This is a genomic window from Amycolatopsis sp. NPDC051102, assembly GCF_040682815.1.
Taxonomy (GTDB): domain Bacteria; phylum Actinomycetota; class Actinomycetes; order Mycobacteriales; family Pseudonocardiaceae; genus Amycolatopsis.
In genome coordinates, this window is the sequence record NZ_JBFBBT010000009.1 from 209,630 (window position 1) to 230,581 (window position 20,952).

Genomic DNA, 20,952 nt, shown 5'->3' on the forward strand with positions numbered 1-20,952 from the left:
CCGTTCGAGAGGTGGCCCGCAGGGTGGTCATCCCGTCGCCTGATCGAGGCCTATCACTTTGAGCCGGGCCCGCAATCTTGCGCCGCCCTCTCGCGTTGCGCTGTGTGTTGCGGGCCCGGCTCAAAGTGATTTGACGGCCTCAGGCGACGGGATGACCACCCTGCTCCTTCATTACAGCGCCGCTACCGCCTCCACGGCCTCCCGCGTCTCCCTGACATTGTGTGCCCGGAACGCCGCTGCGCCTGCGTGCGCCGCTATTGCCGTTGCCGCCAGGGTGCCCGCCAGGCGGTCGGGGGGTTCGACGTCCAGGGTTTCGCCGATCAGGTCCTTGTTCGACAGGGCCACCAGGACCGGCCAGCCCGTTGCCACCAGGCGGTCGAAGTGTCTCAGCAGTTCCAAGCCGTGGCGGGTGCTCTTGCCGAAGTCGAACGTCGGGTCGATCAGTACGCCGCCCCTCGGTACCCCCGCCTCGACCGTCCTCTCGGCCGCCGCTGTCAGCTCGGCCACCACGTCCGCGACGACGTCGTCGTAGTGCGGCCAGAACGGGCGCTCCGGTGTTGGTTCGGGGTACGGGTCCGTGCGGACCGGCATGCCTCCCACGTGGGAACACACGTAGCCCGCGCCGAACTCCGCGGCGATCTCCACCAGCTTCGGGTCCGCGCCCGCCCACGTGTCGTTCAGCAGGTCGGCGCCCGCTTCGCAGACCTGGCGGCCGACCTCGTGGCGCCACGTGTCGACGCTGATCACCAGGTCCGGGTGGCGGCGGCGGACCTCCGCCACGAACGGCACCACCCGGCGGCTCTCCTCCTCGACGTCGACCTCGGGGCCCTCGCCCGCCTTCACCCCGCCGATGTCCACGATGTCGGCGCCCGCGGCGACCGCCCGGTCCACCGCTTGCACGGCCGCCGTGTCGGCGAAGGTTGCGCCCTTGTCGTAGAACGAGTCCGGGGTGCGGTTGACGATGGCCATGACCAGGGCTCGGTCGCCGGGTATGCGGCGGCCGCGGAAGACCGTCTCCGGCCGGTGTGACGTCATGGGCCCAACACTGCCAGGTCACGGGTGGGTCCGGAACGCCGCGTCCGGGGCCCGCCGCCGGTTATCCTCGGGCGCGCGAACCGATCAGGGGGGACGAAATGAGCGAGGACGCGAGCCGCAGCGAAGCCGAAACGATGATCGCCGAGGCCAAGAAGGCCCTGTGGGTGATGGTGGGCCTGCTGGCCGTGCTGTGGCTGGTGCAGATCGTCAACGCCGTCGACGACTACGACATCGGCCGGGACCTCGGGATCATGCCGCGGGACCCGGCGTCGCTGCCGGACGTGCTGACCTCGCCGTTCATGCACTACGGCTGGGGCCACCTCGAAGCCAACTCGGGGCCGCTGTTCATCTTCGGCTTCCTCGCCGCCTACCGCGGCGTGAAGAAGTGGTTCGGCGTGAGCCTGCTGATCATCGTCGCCAGCGGCCTCGGCGTGTGGTTCACCGCGCCGTCGAACACGGTCACCGTCGGCGCCAGCGGCCTGCTGTTCGGCTACTTCGGCTACGTCATCGTGCGCGGGCTGTTCGACCGGCACCCGATCGACATCGTGATCGGGCTGGTGATGGCGTTGTGCTTCGCCTACCAGTTCACCTCGCTGCTGCCCACCGACGAGCGCGTCAGCTGGCAGGGTCACCTGTTCGGGTTCGCCGGCGGCATCATCGGCGGCTGGCTCTTCCGCGACCGGCGGCCGAAGGCGGTCGCCACCCCGGACCCCGCGACCGCCCTGCTGCCCAAGGACCTCGGCTAGGCGGGGCACGACGCCCGCCCAGCCGTCCGCCGCTGTGTGGACGCTGTGTATCCGGCCCGGCACTGTGAAGTCGCTGTGCATCCGGGTTCGTGCGCTGCGGATCCGGCAGTGCTGTGGTGATCTGAATGGGTGGCGATCAAGTTCCTCCGGCCCGCGCTGACGGCCGCGGCGACCATGCTGGTCCTCGGGACCGGCCTGGTCGTCGGCACCGACACGGCCGCCGACGACGCCTACGCCGCGGGCGCGCCGGTCGCCACCCCGGCCGCTCCCCCGGCGGCCGCCGCGCCGGCAGCGGCCGCGGCGGCGTCACCCGTTGGGGCGTTGTTCGCGAACGGCAGCCACTTCTGCACGGCGAGCGTCGTGCACTCCGGCGGCGGTGACCTCGTCCTGACCGCCGCGCACTGCGTCAAGGACGGCATGACCTTCGCCCCGGGCTACCACGACGGCGTCGCGCCGTTCGGCATGTGGACGGTGACCGGGGTGGCCGTCGCCGACGGCTGGACCACTTCGGCGGACCCGGACCTCGATTTCGCGTTCCTCACCGTCCAGCAGCCCGGGAACACCGCGTCGCTGGAAAGCCTCACCGGCGCGAACACGCTGGGCACCGACCGCGGATTCGTGCACCGGATCACCCTCACGGGCTACCCCGACACCGCCGATTCCCCGGTCGTCTGCGAAGGGAACACCACGCAGTCCGACAAGTACCAGCAACGCGTGGCGTGCCCCGGTTTCCCCGACGGAACCAGCGGCGGGCCGTGGGTGACCGGCGGCGAAGTCATCGGCGTGATCGGCGGCTTCGAGCTCGGCGGGGACACGCCGGACGTTTCCTACAGCGCGTATTTCGACGACGACATCGCGAAGCTGTACGCGTCGGTCGCCGGCTGAAAACGCGAATCGGGCCCGCGTCCCTGGCGGAGGACACGAGCCCGGTTCACCTCTCGCGAACCCTCAGCAGGTCACGATGAGCCCGGTGAGCGCCGAGCAGGTCTTCGACGCGCTGTCGTTGGCGGCGTTGGGATCCGTCGGCGAACTCGCCGTCCGCACCGCCGTCGTGGTGTACGAGCCGAGCGCGAGCAGGCCGCCGTTCACGGAGAACTTCGGCGTCACGGACGCGCCACTGGCCAGCGAAGCGACGTCGCAGTTCACGGTGCGGGTGGTGCCGACGCGGACGCAGCCACTACCGCTGGCGAACGTCAGGCCGGCCGGATACGTGGCCACGACCCGGATTCCGGTCGCCGCGGACGGGCCGCTGTTCGTCACGGTGAGCGTGTAGTCGATGCGCGCGTTCAGCCCGCCGTGCCCGGTGGCGCCGAGCCCGACCTTGACGTCGGCCTGCGCGGACGGGTCGGCGATGGTGATCACCGGGCCGTCGAGGATGTCGAAGGCGTAGTTGTCACCGACGAACTGGTGCTGCAGCGTGAACTGCCCCGGTGCCGCGGTGGCCTTGACGCGCAAGGTCCACACCGTGGTCCTCGTGCCGCCCGCTTCGAGATCGCCGAACGCGGCACGGTAACTGCTCCCGGCCTGGAAACAGCCGACCGCCGTGGTGTTGGTGCAGGACACGACGTCGACGACGTCGGTGATCGCGGTGGGCGAACCGTAAATGGCGCCCTTCGCGAAAGTCACCGTGAAATCGGTGGGATTGTGAATGGTTTGCGTGACCGTGAATGTCTGTCCCGGCAGCACGGTGGTGGGACTGACTTCGACGGCACTGGTCGGCGTGTCCGCCTGCGCGGCAGGGGAGATTGCGATGAAGGCCGTGGCCAGTGCGGCCACCGCGGACAGGATCGTGGTCCGTCGCCAGCTTCTTTGCATAGTCGTCATCTCGCTGTTCCAGTCCGGGGAATGCCGCTCTGACAGAGAGCGCGTGGTTTGGTGGGGACAGCCGACGTTGATCAGTCGTCGCACTCCCGGAATTCGTTACCGCCATCCGGACGCGCCGGGACACCGCCGTCAGGCCGGACGCCAGCGGCCGTTCATCTCACCCGGGCGCGGCGGCGGGCCCGGCAGCTCCGAGCCGTGCGCCGACAGCCCTTCGACGAGCAGCGCGAGGTACCGGTGACGCAGCTGCGCCGTGCGCTCCCGGTCTTCGACGCGGATCGCCGCGCAGCATTCGAGGATCATGCCGATGTCCTCGGCGACGGCGTCCGGGCGCAGGCGGCCGGTTTCGCGCGCGCGTTCGACGAGGTTCTTCGTCAGCTCGCCCGCTCGCCGCGCGTCCCGGCCCATCTCGTCGGTCGGGGTGAACGTGCCGGCGAGGTGGACGGTCAGGGAGTGGACGTCGAGCTCGACGACCCGGGCCAGGAACCGGGTCAGCGCCGCCCAGCCGTCCGGCTCCTCCGCGGCGCTCTCGGCTTCTTCGATGTAGGTGAGCAGCCCGTCGTGGCAGAGGCGGCAGAGCAGGGCCTCCTTGCTCGGGTACCGGCGGTAGAGCGCGCTGATGCCGACCCCGGCACGCTCGGCGACCTGCGAGATCGGCGCCTTCGGGTCGCCGAGGAAGACGTGGCGGGCGGCGTCGAGGATGACGACGTTGTTGCGGGCGGCTTGACCGCGGCGGCCGGGCAGGGCGACGACTTCGATCCCGTCTGTCTCACGCATGGACCGAGATTACCACTGGAACGGATCATTCCGGTCTGCTATTCTTCGGAACGAAGCATTCCGTTCCCGACCGAAGGAGCCAGCTATGACGGTCCCCGCCCTCCGCCCGTTCCGCGCCGAGATCCCGCAGCCCGCCCTCGACGACCTGCAGAACCGCCTGCGCGGGGCGCTGTGGCCGGAGGAGCTGCCCGCGGAGTACGGCGTCACGAACGAGCGGGTGCGTGCCCTGGCCGAGTACTGGCTGGAGAAGTTCGACTGGCGGGCGTTCGAGGCGCGGCTCAACGCGTATCCGCAGTTCCTGACGGAGATCGACGGCGAGACCGTCCACTTCCTGCACGTCCGGTCGTCCCGGGCGGACGCGACCCCGCTGGTGCTGACGCACGGCTGGCCGGGCTCGGTCGTGGAGTACCTCGACGTGATCGGCCCGCTGACCGAGCCGGAGTCGCTCGGCGACCCGGCCTTCCACCTGGTCATCCCGTCGCTGCCGGGCTTCGGCTTCTCGGGCCCGACGAAGTCGGCGGGCTGGGGCACGCACCGCACGGCGGCGGCGTTGGCCGAGCTGATGAGCCGCCTCGGTTACGAGTCGTACGGCGCGGTGGGCAACGACGCGGGGTCGATGATCTCGCCGGAGATCGGCCGGCTCGCGCCGGAGAAGGTCGTCGGCGTGCACGTGACGCAGCTGTTCTCGTTCCCGTCGGGCGACCCGGCCGAACTGGCGGACCTGAGCGAAGCCGACCAGGCGGCGCTCGCGCACCTGCAGTGGTTCTACGAGAACATGTTTTCGTTCAACACGCTGCACAGCCAGCAGCCGCACACGCTGGCGTTCGCGCTGGCGGACTCCCCGCTGGGCCTGCTGGCGTGGAACGCGCAGCTGTTCGGCGAGCACCTGGACCCGGAGTTCGTGCTGGCGAACGTGGCCCTGTACTGGCTGACCCGCACGGGCGGCTCGTCGATCCGCTTCTACTACGAGGATGCCCACACGACGTCGCACCCGGAGGGCCCGACAACGGTCCCGACGGCCCTGGCGATGTTCGCGGGCGACTTCCAGTCCATCAGGCGCTTCGCGGAGCGCGACCACGCGAACATCGTCAGCTGGAACTCCTACGACGCCACAACGGGCTCGGGCGGCCCCCGCGACGCGGCGGGCCACTACGCGGCGCACGAAGCCCCGGAGGTCCTGGTGGGGGACATCCGCCGGTTCTTCGCCGGCCTGACGTCCTGGCCCGTCCTGGCATCGGCTCACGAGGCTCTGCGCTCGGTGGTGGCGGGGGTACCGGACTGGTCCGTGCCGACACCGTGCTCGACCTGGAACGCAACGCAGGTCCTCCAGCACGCGGCGGGCGACCAGCTGGGCTACGCGGCCTTCATCACGGGTTCGGGTGGCCCGGACTTCGACCCGTTCGCCCCGTCGGGCGCCCTGTCGGGTTCACCGGCGGACTTCCTGGAGCCGACGTTGTCGGCGGCAGCGGCCGCGTTCGCCACGGTGCCCCGCACCGCAACGGAGGTCCCGACACCGTTGCCGCAGGGCGCGCTCCCGGCCCCGGTGGCGGCCGGAGCGGCAGCGCTGGACGCGGCGGTCCACGCATGGGACATCGCGGTGGCGACGGGCCGGCCATCGCCGGTGACCCCGAAACTGGCGGCGGAGCTGCTGCCGGTGGCCAAGCAGCTGGTGGAGCCCTTGCGCGGCTTCGCGTACGCCCCGGCCCTGGAGCCGGCCTCCGACGACGACGAGGTGTCGACGCTGCTGCGCTACCTGGGCCGCGACCCGAAGTGGACCGCATGAGGTGTGAGGGCGGCGGGTTCGTCGGGAGCCGCGGTGGCGGTGCTCCGGCGAGCTTGCCTGCGGCAGCCGCCGCAGGGTCGCCCCCGGCCACACCCGGCAGCGACCCGCGACCCGACCTCGTCGCAGGAGCCTTGACCTGGGGCACGCGCCATCCCAGCCGCCGGTCACTCCGCGACCTTCCCCTCGGCCGGCCTTCCGTCCCCGGCCGCCGGCGCCGAACCTCCGCATGGCCGAGCTGGACCGAGGGCACCGGCCCACCCCGCCTGAGCCTCGCCCGCAAACCGCCGGAAACCCGCTCCCACCTGCGATCCTGACTCTCCGCACAGGAAGATGCACCCACATTCGGCGCCTGCCGCCGCGGCCGACCGGTCGGTACGGTGGCCGGATGATGCGCAAGGCGGTGGCCGTGCGGCGGGAAGAAATCGTGGTGGCCGCGCTTGGGCAGATCCGGGTGCGGGGGATCTGCGGTGTCCGGGCCGCCGATGTCGCCGGCGCCCTCGATGTCAGCACCGCGCTGATCTTCTACCACTTCGGGACCCTCGAAACGCTGGTCATCGAAGCCTTCCGGCAGGCCGCCGAGAACGAACTCGGCAAGCTGAACCGCGAGCTCGGCAAGGGCGGCCCCGCCGACCAGCGGCTGCGGGCCGTGTTGAGCCTGTACGGGCCGTCGAACCACGACAACTGGCCGCTGTGGATCGAAGCCGGCGCTGCCGCGATGCGGGACTCCGCGCTGCGGGCCGTGCTGCAGCGGCTCGATCTGCGGTGGCGGGATGCCGTCGTCGCGCTGATCGTCGAGAGTGTCGGGGCGGGGCTGTTCCGCTGCCCCGATCCGCGCGGGGCCGCCTGGCGGCTGACCGCTCTGCTCGACGGGCTCGCCGTTCAGGTCGTTGCGCGGGACGGGACCGTCACCGCCGGGGACTGCGAGCGGTGGGTCGCGCAGGCGGTGGCGCACGAGCTCGGGTGCCGACCGGGGGATCAGGAGGGGCGATGACCGAAGCAGCCTTGCTCGAAGTGGCGTGGACCGACCCGGTCACCGGGTGCCGCGGCTACCTGGTGATCGACCGGCTCGTGCGCGGCGTCGCCAGCGGGGGCCTGCGGATGCGCCGCGGCTGCTCGCTCTTCGAGGTCCGCGGCCTGGCCAGGGGCATGACGCTCAAGGAGGGCCTCAACTACGACCCCGACGGCCGGTACGTCCCGCTCGGCGGCGCCAAGGGCGGCATCGACTTCGACCCCTACGACGAGCGCGCCCGGGACGTCGTCGCCCGGTACCTGCACGCCATGCGGCCGCTCATCGAGCAGTACTGGACCATGGGCGAGGACCTGGGCCTGCGGCGGGACGTCATCGACGGCGTCATCGCCGAAATCGGGCTGCTCAGCCCGGTGCAGGCGATCTACCCGCTGCTCGAAGACCGCGAGGCCGCGACCGCCCGGCTGGCCGAGGCGTTCCGGATCGAGGTCGGCGGGCTGGGGCTCGACGAACTCGTCGGCGGCCTCGGCGTCGCGCAGGCCACGCTCACCGGGCTCGAGATGCTGGGGCTCGAGCACCAGCCCAACCGGGTCGTGCTGCAGGGCTTCGGCGCGCTGGGGGGTGCCACCGCGCGGTTCCTCGCCGACGCCGGGCTGCTCGTCGTCGGTGTCTCGGACGTCCGGGGAGTCGTCGCCAACCCGGACGGCCTCGACGTCGAAAACCTGCTCCGGCACCGTGACCGCTTCGGCGGCATCGACCGCGACAACCTGAAACCCGGCGACGAGCTGCTGCCGCCGGAAGCGTGGCTGGACGTGCCGGCCGAGGTGCTGGTGCCGGCCGCGATCTCCTACTGCGTCGACGCCGACAACCAGGCCAAGATCGGCGCGAAGCTCATCGTCGAGGCCGCGAACCTGCCCCTCACCCCGGACGCCGGAGAGCTGCTCGACGCGCGGGGCATCCGCGTGGTGCCGGACTTCGTCGCCAACTCGGCGACCAACTCGTGGTGGTGGTGGACGCTGTTCGGCGACGTCGGCGCGGACGCCGAAGAAGCCTTCGGCAAGGTCCGGGCCCGGATGCGCGCCCTGGTGACCAGCATGTTCGAGGTCGCCACCCTGGACGGCCTGAGCCTGCGCGCCGCCGCGCTGCAGCTGTCGCAGAAGAACCTCGAAGCCATCCAGGCCCGGTTCGGCTGAGGGCCGGGGACACGGGGAACGAATCCGCCCCCGAGATAGTTGAACGTTGTATGAAACTCGGCATCTACAGCTTCGGGGACCGCGCGCCGGACCCGCACACCGGCGAGCAGCCCACCGTCGCGCAGACGCTGGCCGACACGCTGGAGCGGATCAAGCTCGCCGACGAGCTGGGCCTCGGCTTCTACGGCCTCGGCGAACACCACCTCGACCAGTACGCGATCTCCAACCCGGGCACGGTGCTGGCCGCCGCCGCGAGCGTCACGAACCAGATCACCCTCAGCTCCGCCGTCACCGTGCTGAGCACCGAGGACCCGGTCCGCGTCTACCAGCAGTTCACCACGCTCGACCAGCTCAGCCACGGCCGCGCCGAGCTGCTCGCAGGGCGCGGGTCGTTCACCGAGTCGTTCCCGCTGTTCGGCCACGACCTCGGCGACTACGACGAGCTCTTCGAGGAGAAGCTCGCCCTGCTCCTGCGGATCGACCGCGAGGACCCGCTGACGTGGTCCGGCAAGTTCCGCCCGCCGCTGGAGAACGCGCGGATCCTGCCCCGGCCGTACGGCAGGCGCCTGCGCATCTCGATCGGCACCGGCGGCAACCCCGAGTCGTCGATCCGCGCCGGGCTGCTCGGCCTGCCCGTGGTGTACGCCGTGATCGGCGGACAGCCCGAGCGCTTCGCCCCGCTCGTCGACCTCTACCGCCAAGCCGGCGAGGCGGGCGAACAGGACCCCGCGGACCTGCACGTCACCATGGGCGCAATCGGCTTCCTCGCCGAAAACTCCCAGGACGCCAAGGAAAAGTTCTACCCCTACTGGCTCGAGACGATGAAGTACGGCGCTCGCGCCCGCGGCTGGGCGGTCCCGACGCGCGCGGAGTACGACGAGTACACCCGCGACGCACAGGCGCTGTTCGTCGGCAGCCCCCAGCAGATCGCCGAGCGGCTGATCGAGGTCGGCAAGCTCACCGGCGCGGACCGGTACGCGATGCAGATGGACTGGTCCGGCGTCCCGCACGCCGACGTCATGCGGGCGATCGAGCTGCTCGGCACCGAGGTGCTCCCGTTGGTGGAAAAGGAGTTCTAGACGTCGTTGCCGGCGATGTAGCCGAACGTCATCGCCGGGCCGATGGTCGACCCGGCGCCGGCGTAGCTGTGGCCCATCACCGCCGCGCTCGCGTTGCCGGCCGCGTACAGGCCGGGGATCACGGACCCGTCCGGGCGGAGCACGCGCGCCCGGGCGTCCGTGCGCATGCCGCCCTTCGTGCCGAGGTCGCCGGGGACGAGCCGCAGCGCGTAGTACGGCGCCGCCCACAGCGGCGCCAGACAGGAGTTCGGCAGCACCGACGGGTCCGTGTAGTAGTGGTCGTACGCGCTGGCGCCGCGGTGGAACTCGGGATCGGTGCCGGAGCGGGCGAACCCGTTGAAGCGGTCCACAGTGGACTTCAACACCGCGGGCGGTACGCCGATCTTCGCGCCGAGGTCCTGGACGGTCGACGCCTTGAAGACCGCGCCGGCGGCGTACCAGGCGTCCGGGAACGACAGCAGCGGCGCGATGTCGCGGAACAGGTACCGGTTGCGGTAGTTCTGGTCGACGATCAGCCACGCCGGGATGTCCGGCGCCGACGGGTTCTTGTCGTACATCGTGTGCACGACGTCGCTGTAGGGCGCGGCTTCGTTGACGAACCGCTGCCCGGCCTGGTTGACGATCAGCCCGCCGGGCAACGTCCGTTCGGCCAGGCAGAAGTACGGGTCGCCGGGCGTCGGGATGGCCGGGCCCCACCACGCGTCGTCCATCAGGTCGAGTGCGGCCCCGGCGCGCTGCCCGGCACGGTGGCCGTCGCCGGTGTTCTCCTTCGCGCCGACCGTCCAGTCGGTGCCGATGGGCTGCCGCTGGTACTGCGCGCGCATCGCCGCGTTGTGTTCGAACCCGCCCGAGCCGACGATCACGCCGCGGCGCGCCCGCACCAGGCCGTTGGGCGTCAGAACCCCGGTCACCGCGCCGTTTTCGACGTTGAGGTCGACGAGCGGGGTGTTCAGCAACACCGGGACGTTCGCCCGCTGCAGGCCCACGCGCAGGCCGGCGGCGAGCGACTGCCCCATGGTGAGCGGCTTCTGCCCGGCCAGCGCGGCGGCGGTGCCGCGGGCGAGGCACTCGGCGGCCACGGCGGCGCCCTTGGCGTTCACCAAGGCGAGGTTCAGCCACTTGTAGTCGGCGCTGAACACGACGAGCCCGGGCGGCGTCGCCAGGTACGGCGGGTTGAGGTTCGCGAGCTCCGCGCCGAGCAGGTTGCCATCGAACTGGTCCGGTTCGATCGACCGGCCGTTCGGCAGGCCGCCCGGCAGCTCCGGGTAGTAGTCGCTGTAGCCCTCCATCCACCGGAACCGCAGCGGGCTGTTCGCCAGCACGAACGAGATCATCGCCGAGCCGTTGCGCAGGAAGGCTTCCTGCCGTGCCGCGGGCACGTCCGGGCCGACGACGGCGGCGAGGTACTGCGCGGCTTTCGCGGGCGTGTCCGGCACCCCGGCGGCGAGCAGCACCTGGTTGTTGGGGATCCAGATGCCGGCACCGGACCGGGCGGCGGACCCGCCGAAGGTCGGCGCCTTCTCGAGCACGACGACGCTCAGCCCGCGTTTGGCGGCGGTGAGCGCGGCGGTCATGCCCGCCGCACCGGAGCCGACCACGACGACGTCGTACTCCCCCGGCGCCGCCGCCGAGGCCGAGGCCGCGAGGCCGGCTGTGACGGCGAGGCCCACGCCGGCGGCGGTGCCGCGAAGGAGCTGACGGCGGGTCAGGTCGGCATCCATGGCGCACTCCTCGCTCGCGGAACGGCGAGGCCATGGTCTCCGCAGCGCCGCGAAACTGGAACAGGTTCTACCCGAGTGGAGCAGTGGCCGCCCACCCCGCTCGCCCGGTGGCGCCAACCGGACGCGGCATTCGGGCGCAGCCGACCCTCCCCTGTGGACACCGCGCAGAAGTTGACGACACCCTCAGTTTGAGACTAAGTTGAGGACAGCCTCAAGTTAATCCGAGAAGGAGATTCCCTTGCCGAAAGTGCTCGCCGTCCTGGGGGTCGGCCCCGGGCTCGGCCTGTCGATCGCCCGCCGCTTCGGCCGCGAAGGCTTCACCACCGCGCTGGTTTCCCGCTCCGACACCCGCCACGCGACGTACCGCGCGTCGCTGGCCGGGATCGACGCCCGCACCTACACGGCCGACGTCACCGACGAAGCCCAGCTCCACGACGTCCTCGCCCGCATCACCGCGGACGCGGGCGAGATCGACACGGTGTACTTCGGCCCGGCCGACGCGACGGCCGGGCCGGGTATCGCACCCCTCACCGAAGCCGGCGCGGAAGCACTGCGCGCGCCGTTCGAGTCCTTCGTGCTCCCGGCGGCGCGGCTCGCGGGAGCCGTGCTGCCGGACATGCTGGCACGCGGCTCGGGTTCCCTGCTGTTCGCGGGCGGCCTGAGCGGCAAGTACCCGATGCCGATGCTGGGCAGCCTCGCCCCGGCGTCGGCGGCGCTGCGCATGTACGTGCTGACACTGCACGCGGCCCTGCGCGAAACGGGCGTCTACGCCGGAATCCTGACGATCGGCGGCCTCATCGAGCGCGGCGACATCCACCGCGTGTTCACCGCGCAGGACCGCGGGTTCACACCGGGAACGCTCGACCCGGACGACATCGCGGAGCAGGCGTGGGCACTGCACGTCGAGCGGGACCGGGCCGAAGCGGAGTTCAACGCGATGGCCGCGGTCTAAGCGAGGTAGGCGAGTCCCGGGTGCGCGGCAACGTAGGCGTCCAGCAGCCGCCGGGCCACCAAAACCGAATCCACCAGCGGGTGCAGCGCGAACGCCCGCAACGCCGCCGCCCGCGAACCCGTCGTCGCCGCTTCGATCGTCGCCCGCTCGACCGCCTTCACCGCCGTCGCCAGGCCCAGTGCGTGGTCCGGCAGCGGCGCCGTCGCGATCGGGTGGGCGCCGTTCGTGTCGACCACGCACGGCACCTCGACGACCGCGTCGGCCGGCAGACCAGGGAGCGCCGAACCGTTGCGGACGTTGAGGATCAGCGTCGTTCGCTCGCCGTACGCGATCGCACGCATCAGGGCCAGCGCGATCTTCTCGTATCCGCCGCCCTCGAGGTCGTCTCGCTCGCGCGTCTCGGCCATGTACGTCGCTTCACGCTCCAGGCGCGTACGCTCCCAGGACTCCAGCGAAGGTTCCGCGTAGAAACCACGTTGCTGCTCCAGCAGGAACGCACCGCGTGACGCGGAACCCCTGGCCTCGCGGGCGAAGTAGTAATAGTGCAGGTACTCGTTCGGTACCGAGCCGAGGGCACGCAGCCAGTCCGCACCGAACAGCGCTCCCTCCTCGAACGACCCGCACGCCACCGGGTCGTCGAGCAGCCGTGGCAGGACGTCGGCGCCGCCGACCTCGACCGCGCGCAGCCAGCCCAGGTGGTTGAGCCCGGCGTAGTCGAACCGTGCCGTCGCCGGGTCGACGTCCAGGGCGCGGGCGACGCGGCGGCACAGCCCGGCCGGGGAGTCGCAGATGCCGATCACCCGGCCGCCGAGGTGCGTGGCCATCGCTTCGGTGACCATCCCGGCCGGGTTGGTGAAGTTGATGACCCACGCCCGCGGCGCCAGCTCGCCGATCGTCCGGGCGAGCCGGACGGCAACCGGGACCGTCCTCAGCCCGTAGGCGATCCCGCCCGCGCCGACGGTTTCCTGGCCCAGCACGCCTTCCGCGTGCGCGATCTGCTCGTCCAGCCGCCGCCCGGCCAGCCCGCCGACCCGGATGGCCGAGAACACGAAGTCCACATCGGACAGGGCGGTGGCCAGGTCGGTCGTCGTGCGCACCCGGGGACCTGTGCCCTGCTCGGCCAGGACCCGCTCGATCGCGGCGAGGCGGCCGGCGTCGACGTCGTGCAACACGAGCTCGGTGACGCCGCCGCCGTCCAGCAACGCGCCGTGCACGAGCGGCACGCGGAACCCGCCGCCGCCCAGGATCGCCAGCCGCATCCGCCGACCCTAGCAGCCGTCAGCACGCAATCCGCGGCCCGAACGGCGCCCCTCTTGCGGATCTCGCGCGGCTGACGCAGGCTCGGGCCGACCGCCCGAGTGATCGACGTGGAGGCGCCCGTGCCGGCTGAGCCCACCCCCGAAGTCGACGTCTTCCTGTCCGGCCTGCTGTTCTTCGACCTGGTGTTCACCGGGCTCGAACACCCGCCGGCGCCGGGCACGGAGGTGTGGACGGGCGGCATGGGCTCGGGGCCGGGCGGGATCGCCAACTTCGCGGTCGCGCTGAGCCGCCTGGGCCTGCGGACGTCGCTGGCGGCGGCGTTCGGCACCGACGTCTACGGGCGCTACTGCTGGGACGTGCTGGCCCGCCAGGAGCACATCGACCTGTCCCGGTCGCGGCGGTTCCCGGAGTGGCACTCGCCCGTGACGGTCTCGCTGGCCTACGCCGGTGACCGCGCGATGGTGACCCACGGCCACCCGCCGCCCGTCCCGGTGGCGGAGCTGGCCGGCTCCCCGCCCCCGAGCCGAGCGACCGTCGCGCACATCGGCCTCGACACCGCCGAGTGGGTCCACACCGCGCACCAGGCCGGCAGCCTCGTCTTCGCCGACGTCGGCTGGGACCCGTCCGAAGCCTGGTCGGCGGCGTTGCTGGAGCAGCTGGCGTGCTGCCACGCGTTCCTGCCGAACGAGGTCGAAGCGATGCGCTACACCCGCACGGACACGCCCGAGGCGGCGCTGGCCCGGCTCGCGGAGCTGGTCCCGATCGCGGTGATCACCCGCGGCGGCGACGGCGTGCTGGCCGTCGACGAAACCACCGGCGAGACGGCGGCGGTGCCGGCGCTGCCGGTGGACGTGCTGGACGCGACCGGGGCGGGTGACGTGTTCGGCGCGGGTTTCGTGGCCGCGACGCTGACGGGCTGGCCGCTGATCGAACGCCTCCGCTTCGCCTGCCTGACGGCGAGCCTGTCGGTCCAGCACTTCGGCGGTGCGCTGGCGGCCCCGGGCTGGCACGAGATCGCCCAGTGGCACGCGCGAACCCGCAGCCCGGACTACGCGTTCCTCGACGAGGTCCTGCCGTCGGAGACCGTGGCGGGCATCCGCCGCGGCCCGGTGACGCTCGGCTTCGGCGACGACACCTGGCGCTGACCGGGGACCGGTCCCCGGTCAGCGCCCCCGGTCAGTGCGGTCTCACGCCACCGCCACCCGCAGGATCTTGTTGTGGCTGTTGTGCGGCGTGCTGTCCTTGTCACCGTCCACACTGGTCGCCAGCCACATCTGGCCGTCCGGCGCCGGTTCGACCGTGCGGAGCCGGCCGTACGTGCCGTTGAAGAACGTCTGGAAGTTCGTCAGCGAGCTGCCGCTGATCACCGCGCGGTACAGCCGCGTGCCGCGCTGGCACGCCACGTACAGCGCGTCGTGGATGATCGTGATGCCGCTGCACGAGCCCTGCGCCACCGGGTAGGTCTTCTTCGGCGCGATGAACCCGTCGCACGAACCCGACGTCCCTTCACACGAAGGCCAGCCGTAGTTGCCGCCCTTCACGATCAGGTTCGTCTCGTCCATGATGCTGTTGCCGAACTCCTGCTCCCACAGCCGGCCCTGCGAGTCGAACGCCAGGCCCTGGACGTTCCGGTGGCCGTAGCTCCACACCGCGTTGTGGAACGGGTTGTCCGCCGGGATCGAGCCGTCCGGGTTGATCCGCAGCACCTTCCCGTTGGGGCTGCTGGTGTTCGACGCGTTGGCGCCGTTCTGCGCGTCCCCGGTGCCCGCGAACAGGTACCGGCCGTCCGGGCTGAACCGCAGCCGGCCGCCGTTGTGGAACTTGTTGCGCGCGATGCCGGTCAGCAGGACCTGCTCGGTGCTCGTGGTCAGCGAGTCGCCGGCCGGGTCGTACTTGATCCGGACGATCCGGTTGTCGTTCGGCGAGGTGTGCATGATGTAGAGCCAGTGGTCGGAGGCGAACGACACCGGGTTGATCTCCAGCCCGGTCAGGCCGCCTTCGCCGTCGGTGCTCTGCACGTTCGGCACGGTCCCGATCGTCTTCTTCGCGCCGGTCTTCGGGTTCAGGTGGACGATGGCGTGCGCGTCGCGCTGGTTGTAGAGGATCGTGCCGTCGGGCAGGGTCACCAGGCCCCACACGACGTCGTCGTCGGTGCCGACCTGCGTGGCGCCGCAGACGCCCTGCGACGGCGTGCAGCTCGACCCGCCGGTGGTCGTGACGTCCAGGACCGGCGTGCTCGGGTCGCTCAGGTTGCCGTTCACGTCGAACGCACGCACCTGCAGGTGGTAGGCGGTGTTCGGGGTCAGGCCGCCGAGCGTGGTGCTCGCCGAATCGGACGTCCCGATCTGCGTGCCGGAGTTGTAGATCCGGTAGCCGGCGACGCCCACCTCGTCGGTCGAGGCGGTCCACGCCAGGCCGATCGACGTGCTGTTGACCGCGGTCGTGTGCACGTTCGACGGCGCGGACGGCGGCGTGTGGTCGTCGGACGGCGGCGTCTTCACGATCAGGGTGCCGCTGGCCTGCGACACGTTCCCGGCCGCGTCCCGCGCGTTGACGTAGAAGCCGTAGCTGCCGTTGGGGCTGAGGTTGCCGCAGGTCGCCGTCAGGGCACCGGTCGTGCTCGCGCAGAGCTGGCCGTCGCGGTAGACGTCGTAGCCCGCGACGCCGACGTCGTCGGTGGCCGCGGTCCACGCGATGGTCGCGCTGGTCGGGGTGACCCCGGTCAGGGTCGGCGTGCCGGGCGGCGACGGCGGCACGACGTCCCCGGCCGACCCGTACACGCCGAACTCCTGCAGCGAGTAGCCTTTCGACGCGTCGGTGCGGCAGCGTTTGGTGCCGTACACGCGGACGTACCGGCCGGTGCCGTCCAGCGAGGTCAGGTCTTCGACGCCGCCCTTGCCGGTGGTGGTCGCGTAGATCTTGGTCCAGGTGCCGTGGTCGGCGGAGGTGTCGATCTCGTAGGCCGTGGCGCACGACGCGTCCCACTGCAACCGGACCCGGCTGACGTGCACGGGCGCGCCGAGGTCGACGTAAATCCACTGTGGATCGACTCCGGCCGCGCTCGCCCAGCGGGTCGCCGGGTCGCCGTCGACCGCGTTCGCCGCCGGGCAGCAACCGCCCGACGACGAGGCAGTGACGGGTTTTCCCTGCGACAGCAGGGGATCCGCGGCCGCCGCCGGGGTGATCGTCCCGGCGGCGAGCAGGAGCGCGATCGCCCCCGCCCGAATCAGTCGACTCATACCGTCCTCCATGGCTGATGACGACGGCGGAGTTCGGACCGACCCTACGAGCGCGCCCGCCCGGTGGTCAACCGGCGTCCCGGTCAACGGGCAGGACCCGCCCGAGGAAGCCCCGGATGTACCCGGCGATGGCGTCAAGGTGCGTCTCCAGCGCGAAGTGCCCGGAATCCAGCAGGTGGATTTCGGCGTCGGGCAGGTCGCGGGCGTAGGCCCGGGCGCCGTCGGCGACGAAGATCTCGTCGTTGCCGCCCCAGACGGCCAGCAGCGGAACCTGGCTGGTCCGGAAGTACTCGTGGAACTTCGGGTACAGGCCGATGTTGTGGTGATAGTCGGCGAGCAGCGCCATCTGGATTTCGGCGGCACCGGGCCGGTCGAGCAGCGCCTGGTCGTGGATCCAGACGTCCGGGCTGACCAGCGTCGGGTCGGGCACGCCGTCGAGGTACTGCGCCTTGGTGGCTTCGAGGGTGACCATGCCGCGCAGGTCGTCGCCGGTCAGCGTGCCGGCGGCGAGCTTCTGCGGCAGCCCGGCGCCCAGGCCCTCGACGTAGGCGTTGCCGTTCTGGGTGACGATCGCGCTCACCCGTCCGGGGTTGGCGGAGGCGATGCGCAGGCCGACGGGCGCGCCGAAGTCCTGGATGTAGAGCGAAAAGCGGCCGACGCCGATCCGGTCGAGCAGGCCGAGGGTGAGTTCGGCGAGCGCGTCGAAGGTGTAGGTGAACTCGCCGACGGGCGGCGCGTCCGAGGCGCCCGAACCGAGGTAGTCCGGCGCGACGACGTGGTAGCGGTCGGCGAGCGCCGGGATGAGGTGCCGGAACATGTGCGAACTCGTCGGGAACCCGTGCAGCAGCACGACGGTGGGCGCGTCGGCGGGGCCGGCCTCCCGGTAGAAGAGCCGATGCCCGTCGACGGTGGCGTAGCGGTGGTGCATGATTTCTCCTCTCATGGTTATTTGGTCATTTATCCATGAGACGCGGTAGGCTGTCAACGTTCGGGGACACTGGGGGCCGGATTCCGGGAGGCAAGGGTGGTCACAGCAGCACCGGGCGAGGACCGGTCACCGGCATTGGCGCTGGTCAACACGTGGCGCCTGACGGCGGGCGGCCAGGTGGACGACCTGGCCTCACCGGCCGGGGCGGCCTCGTGGCTGAGGGTGGCTGCGGTCGACGCTCACGAGCTGGGTCGCTTGACGGAACTGCGTGCGGCGGTCCGCGAGCTGCTGGGCGCGCTGGCGGAGGAGCGGGCCCCGGAGGTGGGCGCGGTGGAGACGGTGAACGCGGCGGCTCGCGCCGATGCGGCGGCACCGCAGCTCGTCTGGGGGGATGGGCCGCTTGTCGAGTGGCAGAGCGCCCGGCCGGGGAGTTTCGACGCGGCTCTGGCGGCGCTGGCGCGTGACGCGATCGATGTGGTGGGCGGAGAGCTCGGGCTGTTGGTGCGGGCTTGCGAGGCGCACGGGTGTGTGCGGTATTTCGTCCGTGAGCACGCGAGACGCCGCTGGTGTTCGACGACCTGCGGGGATCGGGTCCGGGCGGCGCGGCATCAGCGGCTGGTGGTGGAACAACGCGATGGTTCGCGCTAACGGGTTCCGGCCGGTGCGCAAGGCCGGGCCGGAACCCCGCGGCCGCGCTAGTCGACCAGTGCGCCGCAGCTGACGTTGACCGTTGCCGCCGTCATCGTGCGGGCCTTGTCCGACGCCACGAAGGCCGCCACCTCGCCCACGTCCGACAACGTCGCCGCGCGGCCCAGCATTGTCTTGCCCGCGATGTTCTCCTCCAGCTCCGCCCGGCCCGGGAAGTCCGCCGGCAGCGTCTCCGGTACCCCGCCCGTCCGCAGCGTCACCGTGCGGATCCCGTGCGGCCCCAGCTCCGCCGCCAGCTGGCGGCGCATCGCCTCGAGCGCGTGGAACGCCACCTGCAGCCCGCCGACCGTGAACTCGCGCACCGGGTCGGCCGCGCCGCCGAAGAACAGGATCACCCCGGACCGCTGCCGGATCATGTGGCGAGCCGCCGCCCGGGCCGTCAGGAACTGGGTGCGGACCGCCGTCACCACCGGGCGCTCGTAGTCCGCGAGCGCCATCTCCACCAGCGGTGTGCCCTGGACGTCGCCGTGGGCGATCAGGTTGACCGAGATGTCCACGCCACCCTCGGCGGCGACCGCGTCCGCGTGCTCGTCCACCGCCCGCTCGTCCAGGGCGTCGACCTCCGCCGTCTCGGCGCGGCCGCCGGCCGCGCGGAGGCGGGCCGCCACCTCGTCCAGGCGCCCGCGCGTGCGGCCGGCCAGGAACACCCGCGCGCCTTCCGCCGCCAAACCGGCGGCCACCGCCGCGCCGATCCGCCCGCCTCCGCCGTAGATGATCGCGTTCTTGCCGTTGAGCAACGTCATGAAGTCCTCCCGAGTGCCGTTCACCCTTGCGTCGAACGGGCGCGCCCGGATTCGACACGGACCGCGGCCACAGTTGCCCCTGCCTTGGTTAGACTGGGCGGTGCGATTCAAGCCGTTCCACAACCAGCCCGAGTCCCAGCTGCATCGAGTGCTGAGCCGGGCGGTCAGCACCCGCCCGGACTATGTCATAGAGGACTACTGGATCAACAGCAAAACCCACCTGTCCGAGGTGTTCGAGACCGATCTGGACGATGAGCGAAACGACAAGGAAGCCGTCGATTTCCTGAGGTCACCGTTCGCGCACTTCGACTTCACCATTCACAGTCAGCGGCGCAGGCATCCGCTCTGCGCAGTCGAGTTCGACGGGCCTGGACACCAAGACCCGAAGCAGCGCGCCCGGGATATCAAGAAGAACCGCATCTGCGCGAAGGCAACGCTGGCCATCCTGCGGATCGATCAGGTCGAAAACCACTTCGTCGACGATCTCCACAAGATGCCGCTGATCGAGTGGCTCATCCGGCGCTGGATCCGCTACGAGAAGGAGATGCCACAGCTGCTCCGCGACGAAGAGGCATGGATTTCCTCGGTCCCTTCAGCGGAACGGCAGCAGGTCGCGACGTTCGAAGCAAGCGCGGAGCACCTGTTCTGGCTCAGTCACCCCTACCCGCTGCTGGTCGAGCTGGCCGAGTCGCTGCTCCAGAACCACGGCATCGCCGATTCCCTGGCGCTGGAACGAGGAGGTGTCCGTCGCGGCGAGATCGACAGCGCCCGGTGGCACGTCGTGCTGCGACACGGCGGCCCGATGCCCGACCTGCGCCCTTCCCCTGACGGATTTTCGCAGAGGACGATCTGCGGCGCCTACGTTGTCGATTCGCAGGCCGGTCCCCGACCGCCGGTGCTGTTCAGCGCCGAAGGCGAGTACATCAGTCAGTCTTTCTACCCGATCAAGGAAGGCCAGCAAGGGCCCGGGGATCTCAAGGACCCCGTGAGCGGCCGGCTGATCGCAGCTCCCGCCGGCCCGCCGTGGGCGGCCGCACCGAGCCGATTGGGGCCCGACCTCGCGTGGTACCACGCCCTCAAGCAAGTTGAAGCCTGGGCGCGAAAGAACTTGCGCCGCTGACTGTGCCTCGTCAACGCCTCGCCATTCCCGCAGTCGTCGACCGCTACGGCCGGGAGACCCCCATCGGGTTCGGCACCGGCACGGCACCCGCGTCGATCACGGCCCGGCTGAGCGGCTCCGCCAGCTCCAGCAGCCGCTCGAGCTCGCTGCCCAGTGCCTCCGCCGGTGCCGCCGCCAAGCGGTCCGTGTCCTCCTCGATGCGCCTGCGCACGGCCGTCCCGGACTCCGTCAGGCGGCCGTCGTCGTCGAGGAGGCCGCGGTCGCGCAGGCCCCCAGCCGCCGCCGTCCAGTCCGCCGCCGACCAGCCGCGATGAGGTTGGATGTCCGCCTGACCGAGCACTCCGTCACCGATGTGGGTGAGGGTGGTCTCCAGGCCGCCGAGGCCCGCGTGGACCGCCGCGAGGACGTGCCCGTCGCCGCGGTGCTCGCGCAGGATCGTGGCCGCCCGCCACAGCCGGGCGAGCGGGTCCGCGGGCTTCGGCACCGCCGCCCAGGCCGCGGCCAGCGGCCGGCCGTCGAACCGGCACGCGTCCGCCGCCCGCTCCAGGAGGGCGGCCGGCTCCTCGTGCCCGTCGCCCAGCACCCGCCGCAACGCCGCCGACACCGCCGCCAGCCGGGACGCGACGACGTCGGCCGGAGCAGCGAACGTCCACGCGTCCGGCAGGGCGCGCGCCACCATCGCCGGCGCGAACCCGAACAGCACCGCCGTCGCCGGCTCCGGGCCGATCGGGCCGAGCGGCGCCAGCCGTCCCGCGAAGTACCCCATCCAGTACCCGCGCAAGCCGACGGCCTTCGCCGCTTCGGCCGTCTCCGGCGCGAAGTAGACGACGGCGTGCAACGGTTCCACGGCCGCCCAGAGCCGGCGTTCGATCCTCACCGG

General features: G+C 71.5%; 19 protein-coding genes. 10 read left to right on the forward strand and 9 right to left on the reverse strand.

Features of this window, described 5'->3' with window-relative positions:
- Positions 1–171: 171 nt before the first annotated feature.
- On the reverse strand, positions 172–1,035 hold the full coding sequence (folP, locus tag AB0M93_RS25430; protein WP_364276836.1) for a dihydropteroate synthase: 864 nt from the start codon (positions 1,033–1,035) through the stop codon (positions 172–174).
- A gap of 98 nt (positions 1,036–1,133) precedes the next feature.
- Between folP and AB0M93_RS25435 the strand changes: the two genes are divergently transcribed.
- Both AB0M93_RS25435 and AB0M93_RS25440 read left to right on the forward strand, forming a co-directional pair.
- A complete protein-coding gene (locus tag AB0M93_RS25435; protein WP_364276838.1) occupies positions 1,134–1,781 on the forward strand; it encodes a rhomboid family intramembrane serine protease in 648 nt (215 codons plus the stop codon).
- Positions 1,782–1,910: 129 nt separating this feature from the next.
- Positions 1,911–2,666 (forward strand): serine protease, encoded by a 756-nt coding sequence (locus AB0M93_RS25440; protein ID WP_364276840.1) that lies wholly within the window; start codon positions 1,911–1,913, stop codon positions 2,664–2,666.
- Positions 2,667–2,729: 63 nt separating this feature from the next.
- Here AB0M93_RS25440 and AB0M93_RS25445 read toward each other — a convergent pair whose 3' ends face one another.
- Together AB0M93_RS25445 and AB0M93_RS25450 are read right to left on the reverse strand one after the other, a co-directional pair.
- Entirely contained in the window at positions 2,730–3,557 is an 828-nt protein-coding gene (locus AB0M93_RS25445; protein ID WP_364277078.1) for a DUF11 domain-containing protein, read from the reverse strand.
- A gap of 177 nt (positions 3,558–3,734) precedes the next feature.
- Positions 3,735–4,379: a helix-turn-helix domain-containing protein gene (locus AB0M93_RS25450; protein ID WP_364276842.1), complete on the reverse strand. Its 645-nt coding sequence runs from the start codon at positions 4,377–4,379 to the stop codon at positions 3,735–3,737.
- A gap of 85 nt (positions 4,380–4,464) precedes the next feature.
- On the opposite strand from AB0M93_RS25450, the gene AB0M93_RS25455 reads away from it, so the two are divergent.
- The 4 genes from AB0M93_RS25455 to AB0M93_RS25470 all read left to right on the forward strand — a co-directional run bounded on the left by AB0M93_RS25455 (position 4,465) and on the right by AB0M93_RS25470 (position 9,401).
- Entirely contained in the window at positions 4,465–6,162 is a 1,698-nt protein-coding gene (locus tag AB0M93_RS25455; protein ID WP_364276844.1) for a TIGR03086 family metal-binding protein, read from the forward strand.
- Positions 6,163–6,547: 385 nt separating this feature from the next.
- Positions 6,548–7,153, forward strand: coding sequence for a TetR family transcriptional regulator C-terminal domain-containing protein (locus AB0M93_RS25460; protein ID WP_364276846.1), 606 nt, complete (start codon positions 6,548–6,550; stop codon positions 7,151–7,153).
- Positions 7,150–8,322: a Glu/Leu/Phe/Val dehydrogenase dimerization domain-containing protein gene (locus AB0M93_RS25465; RefSeq protein ID WP_364276847.1), complete on the forward strand. Its 1,173-nt coding sequence runs from the start codon at positions 7,150–7,152 to the stop codon at positions 8,320–8,322. The genes AB0M93_RS25460 and AB0M93_RS25465 overlap by 4 nt, the downstream gene beginning before the upstream one ends.
- A gap of 50 nt (positions 8,323–8,372) precedes the next feature.
- Positions 8,373–9,401 carry an LLM class flavin-dependent oxidoreductase gene (locus AB0M93_RS25470; RefSeq protein ID WP_364276849.1) on the forward strand — a complete coding sequence of 343 codons (1,029 nt, stop codon included), beginning with the start codon at positions 8,373–8,375 and terminating at the stop codon, positions 9,399–9,401.
- On the opposite strand, the gene kstD is transcribed toward AB0M93_RS25470, so the two are convergent.
- The gene (gene kstD, locus AB0M93_RS25475; protein ID WP_364276851.1) at positions 9,398–11,122 is read right to left on the reverse strand and encodes a 3-oxosteroid 1-dehydrogenase; all 1,725 of its coding nucleotides are present in this window, start codon (positions 11,120–11,122) and stop codon (positions 9,398–9,400) included. The two genes, AB0M93_RS25470 and kstD, sit on opposite strands and share 4 nt — an antisense overlap.
- A 247-nt stretch (positions 11,123–11,369) precedes the next feature.
- Between kstD and AB0M93_RS25480 the strand changes: the two genes are divergently transcribed.
- Positions 11,370–12,074: an SDR family NAD(P)-dependent oxidoreductase gene (locus AB0M93_RS25480; protein WP_364277079.1), complete on the forward strand. Its 705-nt coding sequence runs from the start codon at positions 11,370–11,372 to the stop codon at positions 12,072–12,074.
- On the opposite strand, the gene AB0M93_RS25485 is transcribed toward AB0M93_RS25480, so the two are convergent.
- A complete protein-coding gene (locus AB0M93_RS25485) occupies positions 12,071–13,333 on the reverse strand; it encodes a 6-phospho-beta-glucosidase (protein WP_364276853.1) in 1,263 nt (420 codons plus the stop codon). The genes AB0M93_RS25480 and AB0M93_RS25485 overlap by 4 nt on opposite strands.
- Before the next feature lie 120 nt (positions 13,334–13,453).
- Here AB0M93_RS25485 and AB0M93_RS25490 point away from each other — a divergent pair, with 120 nt between their 5' ends.
- Positions 13,454–14,479 carry a carbohydrate kinase family protein gene (locus AB0M93_RS25490; protein ID WP_364276855.1) on the forward strand — a complete coding sequence of 342 codons (1,026 nt, stop codon included), beginning with the start codon at positions 13,454–13,456 and terminating at the stop codon, positions 14,477–14,479.
- Positions 14,480–14,521: 42 nt separating this feature from the next.
- On the opposite strand, the gene AB0M93_RS25495 is transcribed toward AB0M93_RS25490, so the two are convergent.
- Together AB0M93_RS25495 and AB0M93_RS25500 are read right to left on the reverse strand one after the other, a co-directional pair.
- Entirely contained in the window at positions 14,522–16,573 is a 2,052-nt protein-coding gene (locus tag AB0M93_RS25495) for a PQQ-dependent sugar dehydrogenase (RefSeq protein ID WP_364276856.1), read from the reverse strand.
- A gap of 67 nt (positions 16,574–16,640) precedes the next feature.
- The gene (locus AB0M93_RS25500; RefSeq protein WP_364276858.1) at positions 16,641–17,501 is read right to left on the reverse strand and encodes an alpha/beta hydrolase; all 861 of its coding nucleotides are present in this window, start codon (positions 17,499–17,501) and stop codon (positions 16,641–16,643) included.
- A 96-nt stretch (positions 17,502–17,597) separates the two neighbouring features.
- Here AB0M93_RS25500 and AB0M93_RS25505 point away from each other — a divergent pair, with 96 nt between their 5' ends.
- A complete protein-coding gene (locus tag AB0M93_RS25505; protein ID WP_364276860.1) occupies positions 17,598–18,149 on the forward strand; it encodes a CGNR zinc finger domain-containing protein in 552 nt (183 codons plus the stop codon).
- 47 nt (positions 18,150–18,196) lie between these two features.
- Here AB0M93_RS25505 and AB0M93_RS25510 read toward each other — a convergent pair whose 3' ends face one another.
- Positions 18,197–18,952, reverse strand: a complete 756-nt coding sequence (locus tag AB0M93_RS25510; protein ID WP_364276862.1) for an SDR family oxidoreductase — start codon at positions 18,950–18,952, stop codon at positions 18,197–18,199.
- A gap of 100 nt (positions 18,953–19,052) precedes the next feature.
- Between AB0M93_RS25510 and AB0M93_RS25515 the strand changes: the two genes are divergently transcribed.
- Positions 19,053–20,072 (forward strand): DUF2726 domain-containing protein, encoded by a 1,020-nt coding sequence (locus AB0M93_RS25515; RefSeq protein WP_364276864.1) that lies wholly within the window; start codon positions 19,053–19,055, stop codon positions 20,070–20,072.
- Positions 20,073–20,115: 43 nt separating this feature from the next.
- On the opposite strand, the gene AB0M93_RS25520 is transcribed toward AB0M93_RS25515, so the two are convergent.
- Positions 20,116–20,949 carry a hypothetical protein gene (locus AB0M93_RS25520; RefSeq protein ID WP_364276865.1) on the reverse strand — a complete coding sequence of 278 codons (834 nt, stop codon included), beginning with the start codon at positions 20,947–20,949 and terminating at the stop codon, positions 20,116–20,118.
- Positions 20,950–20,952: the final 3 nt, after the last annotated feature.

Excerpts from the sequence above, each read along its gene's own strand:
- folP (WP_364276836.1), bottom strand. The coding sequence starts at position 1,035 with ATGACGTCACACCGGCCGGAGACGGTCTTCCGCGGCCGCCGCATACCC.
- AB0M93_RS25435 (WP_364276838.1), top strand. The coding sequence starts at position 1,134 with ATGAGCGAGGACGCGAGCCGCAGCGAAGCCGAAACGATGATCGCCGAG.
- AB0M93_RS25450 (WP_364276842.1), bottom strand. The coding sequence starts at position 4,379 with ATGCGTGAGACAGACGGGATCGAAGTCGTCGCCCTGCCCGGCCGCCGC.
- AB0M93_RS25455 (WP_364276844.1), top strand. The coding sequence starts at position 4,465 with ATGACGGTCCCCGCCCTCCGCCCGTTCCGCGCCGAGATCCCGCAGCCC.
- AB0M93_RS25460 (WP_364276846.1), top strand. The coding sequence starts at position 6,548 with ATGATGCGCAAGGCGGTGGCCGTGCGGCGGGAAGAAATCGTGGTGGCC.
- AB0M93_RS25465 (WP_364276847.1), top strand. The coding sequence starts at position 7,150 with ATGACCGAAGCAGCCTTGCTCGAAGTGGCGTGGACCGACCCGGTCACC.
- AB0M93_RS25470 (WP_364276849.1), top strand. The coding sequence starts at position 8,373 with ATGAAACTCGGCATCTACAGCTTCGGGGACCGCGCGCCGGACCCGCAC.
- kstD (WP_364276851.1), bottom strand. The coding sequence starts at position 11,122 with ATGGATGCCGACCTGACCCGCCGTCAGCTCCTTCGCGGCACCGCCGCC.
- AB0M93_RS25485 (WP_364276853.1), bottom strand. The coding sequence starts at position 13,333 with ATGCGGCTGGCGATCCTGGGCGGCGGCGGGTTCCGCGTGCCGCTCGTG.
- AB0M93_RS25495 (WP_364276856.1), bottom strand. The coding sequence starts at position 16,573 with ATGAGTCGACTGATTCGGGCGGGGGCGATCGCGCTCCTGCTCGCCGCC.
- AB0M93_RS25500 (WP_364276858.1), bottom strand. The coding sequence starts at position 17,501 with ATGCACCACCGCTACGCCACCGTCGACGGGCATCGGCTCTTCTACCGG.
- AB0M93_RS25510 (WP_364276862.1), bottom strand. The coding sequence starts at position 18,952 with ATGACGTTGCTCAACGGCAAGAACGCGATCATCTACGGCGGAGGCGGG.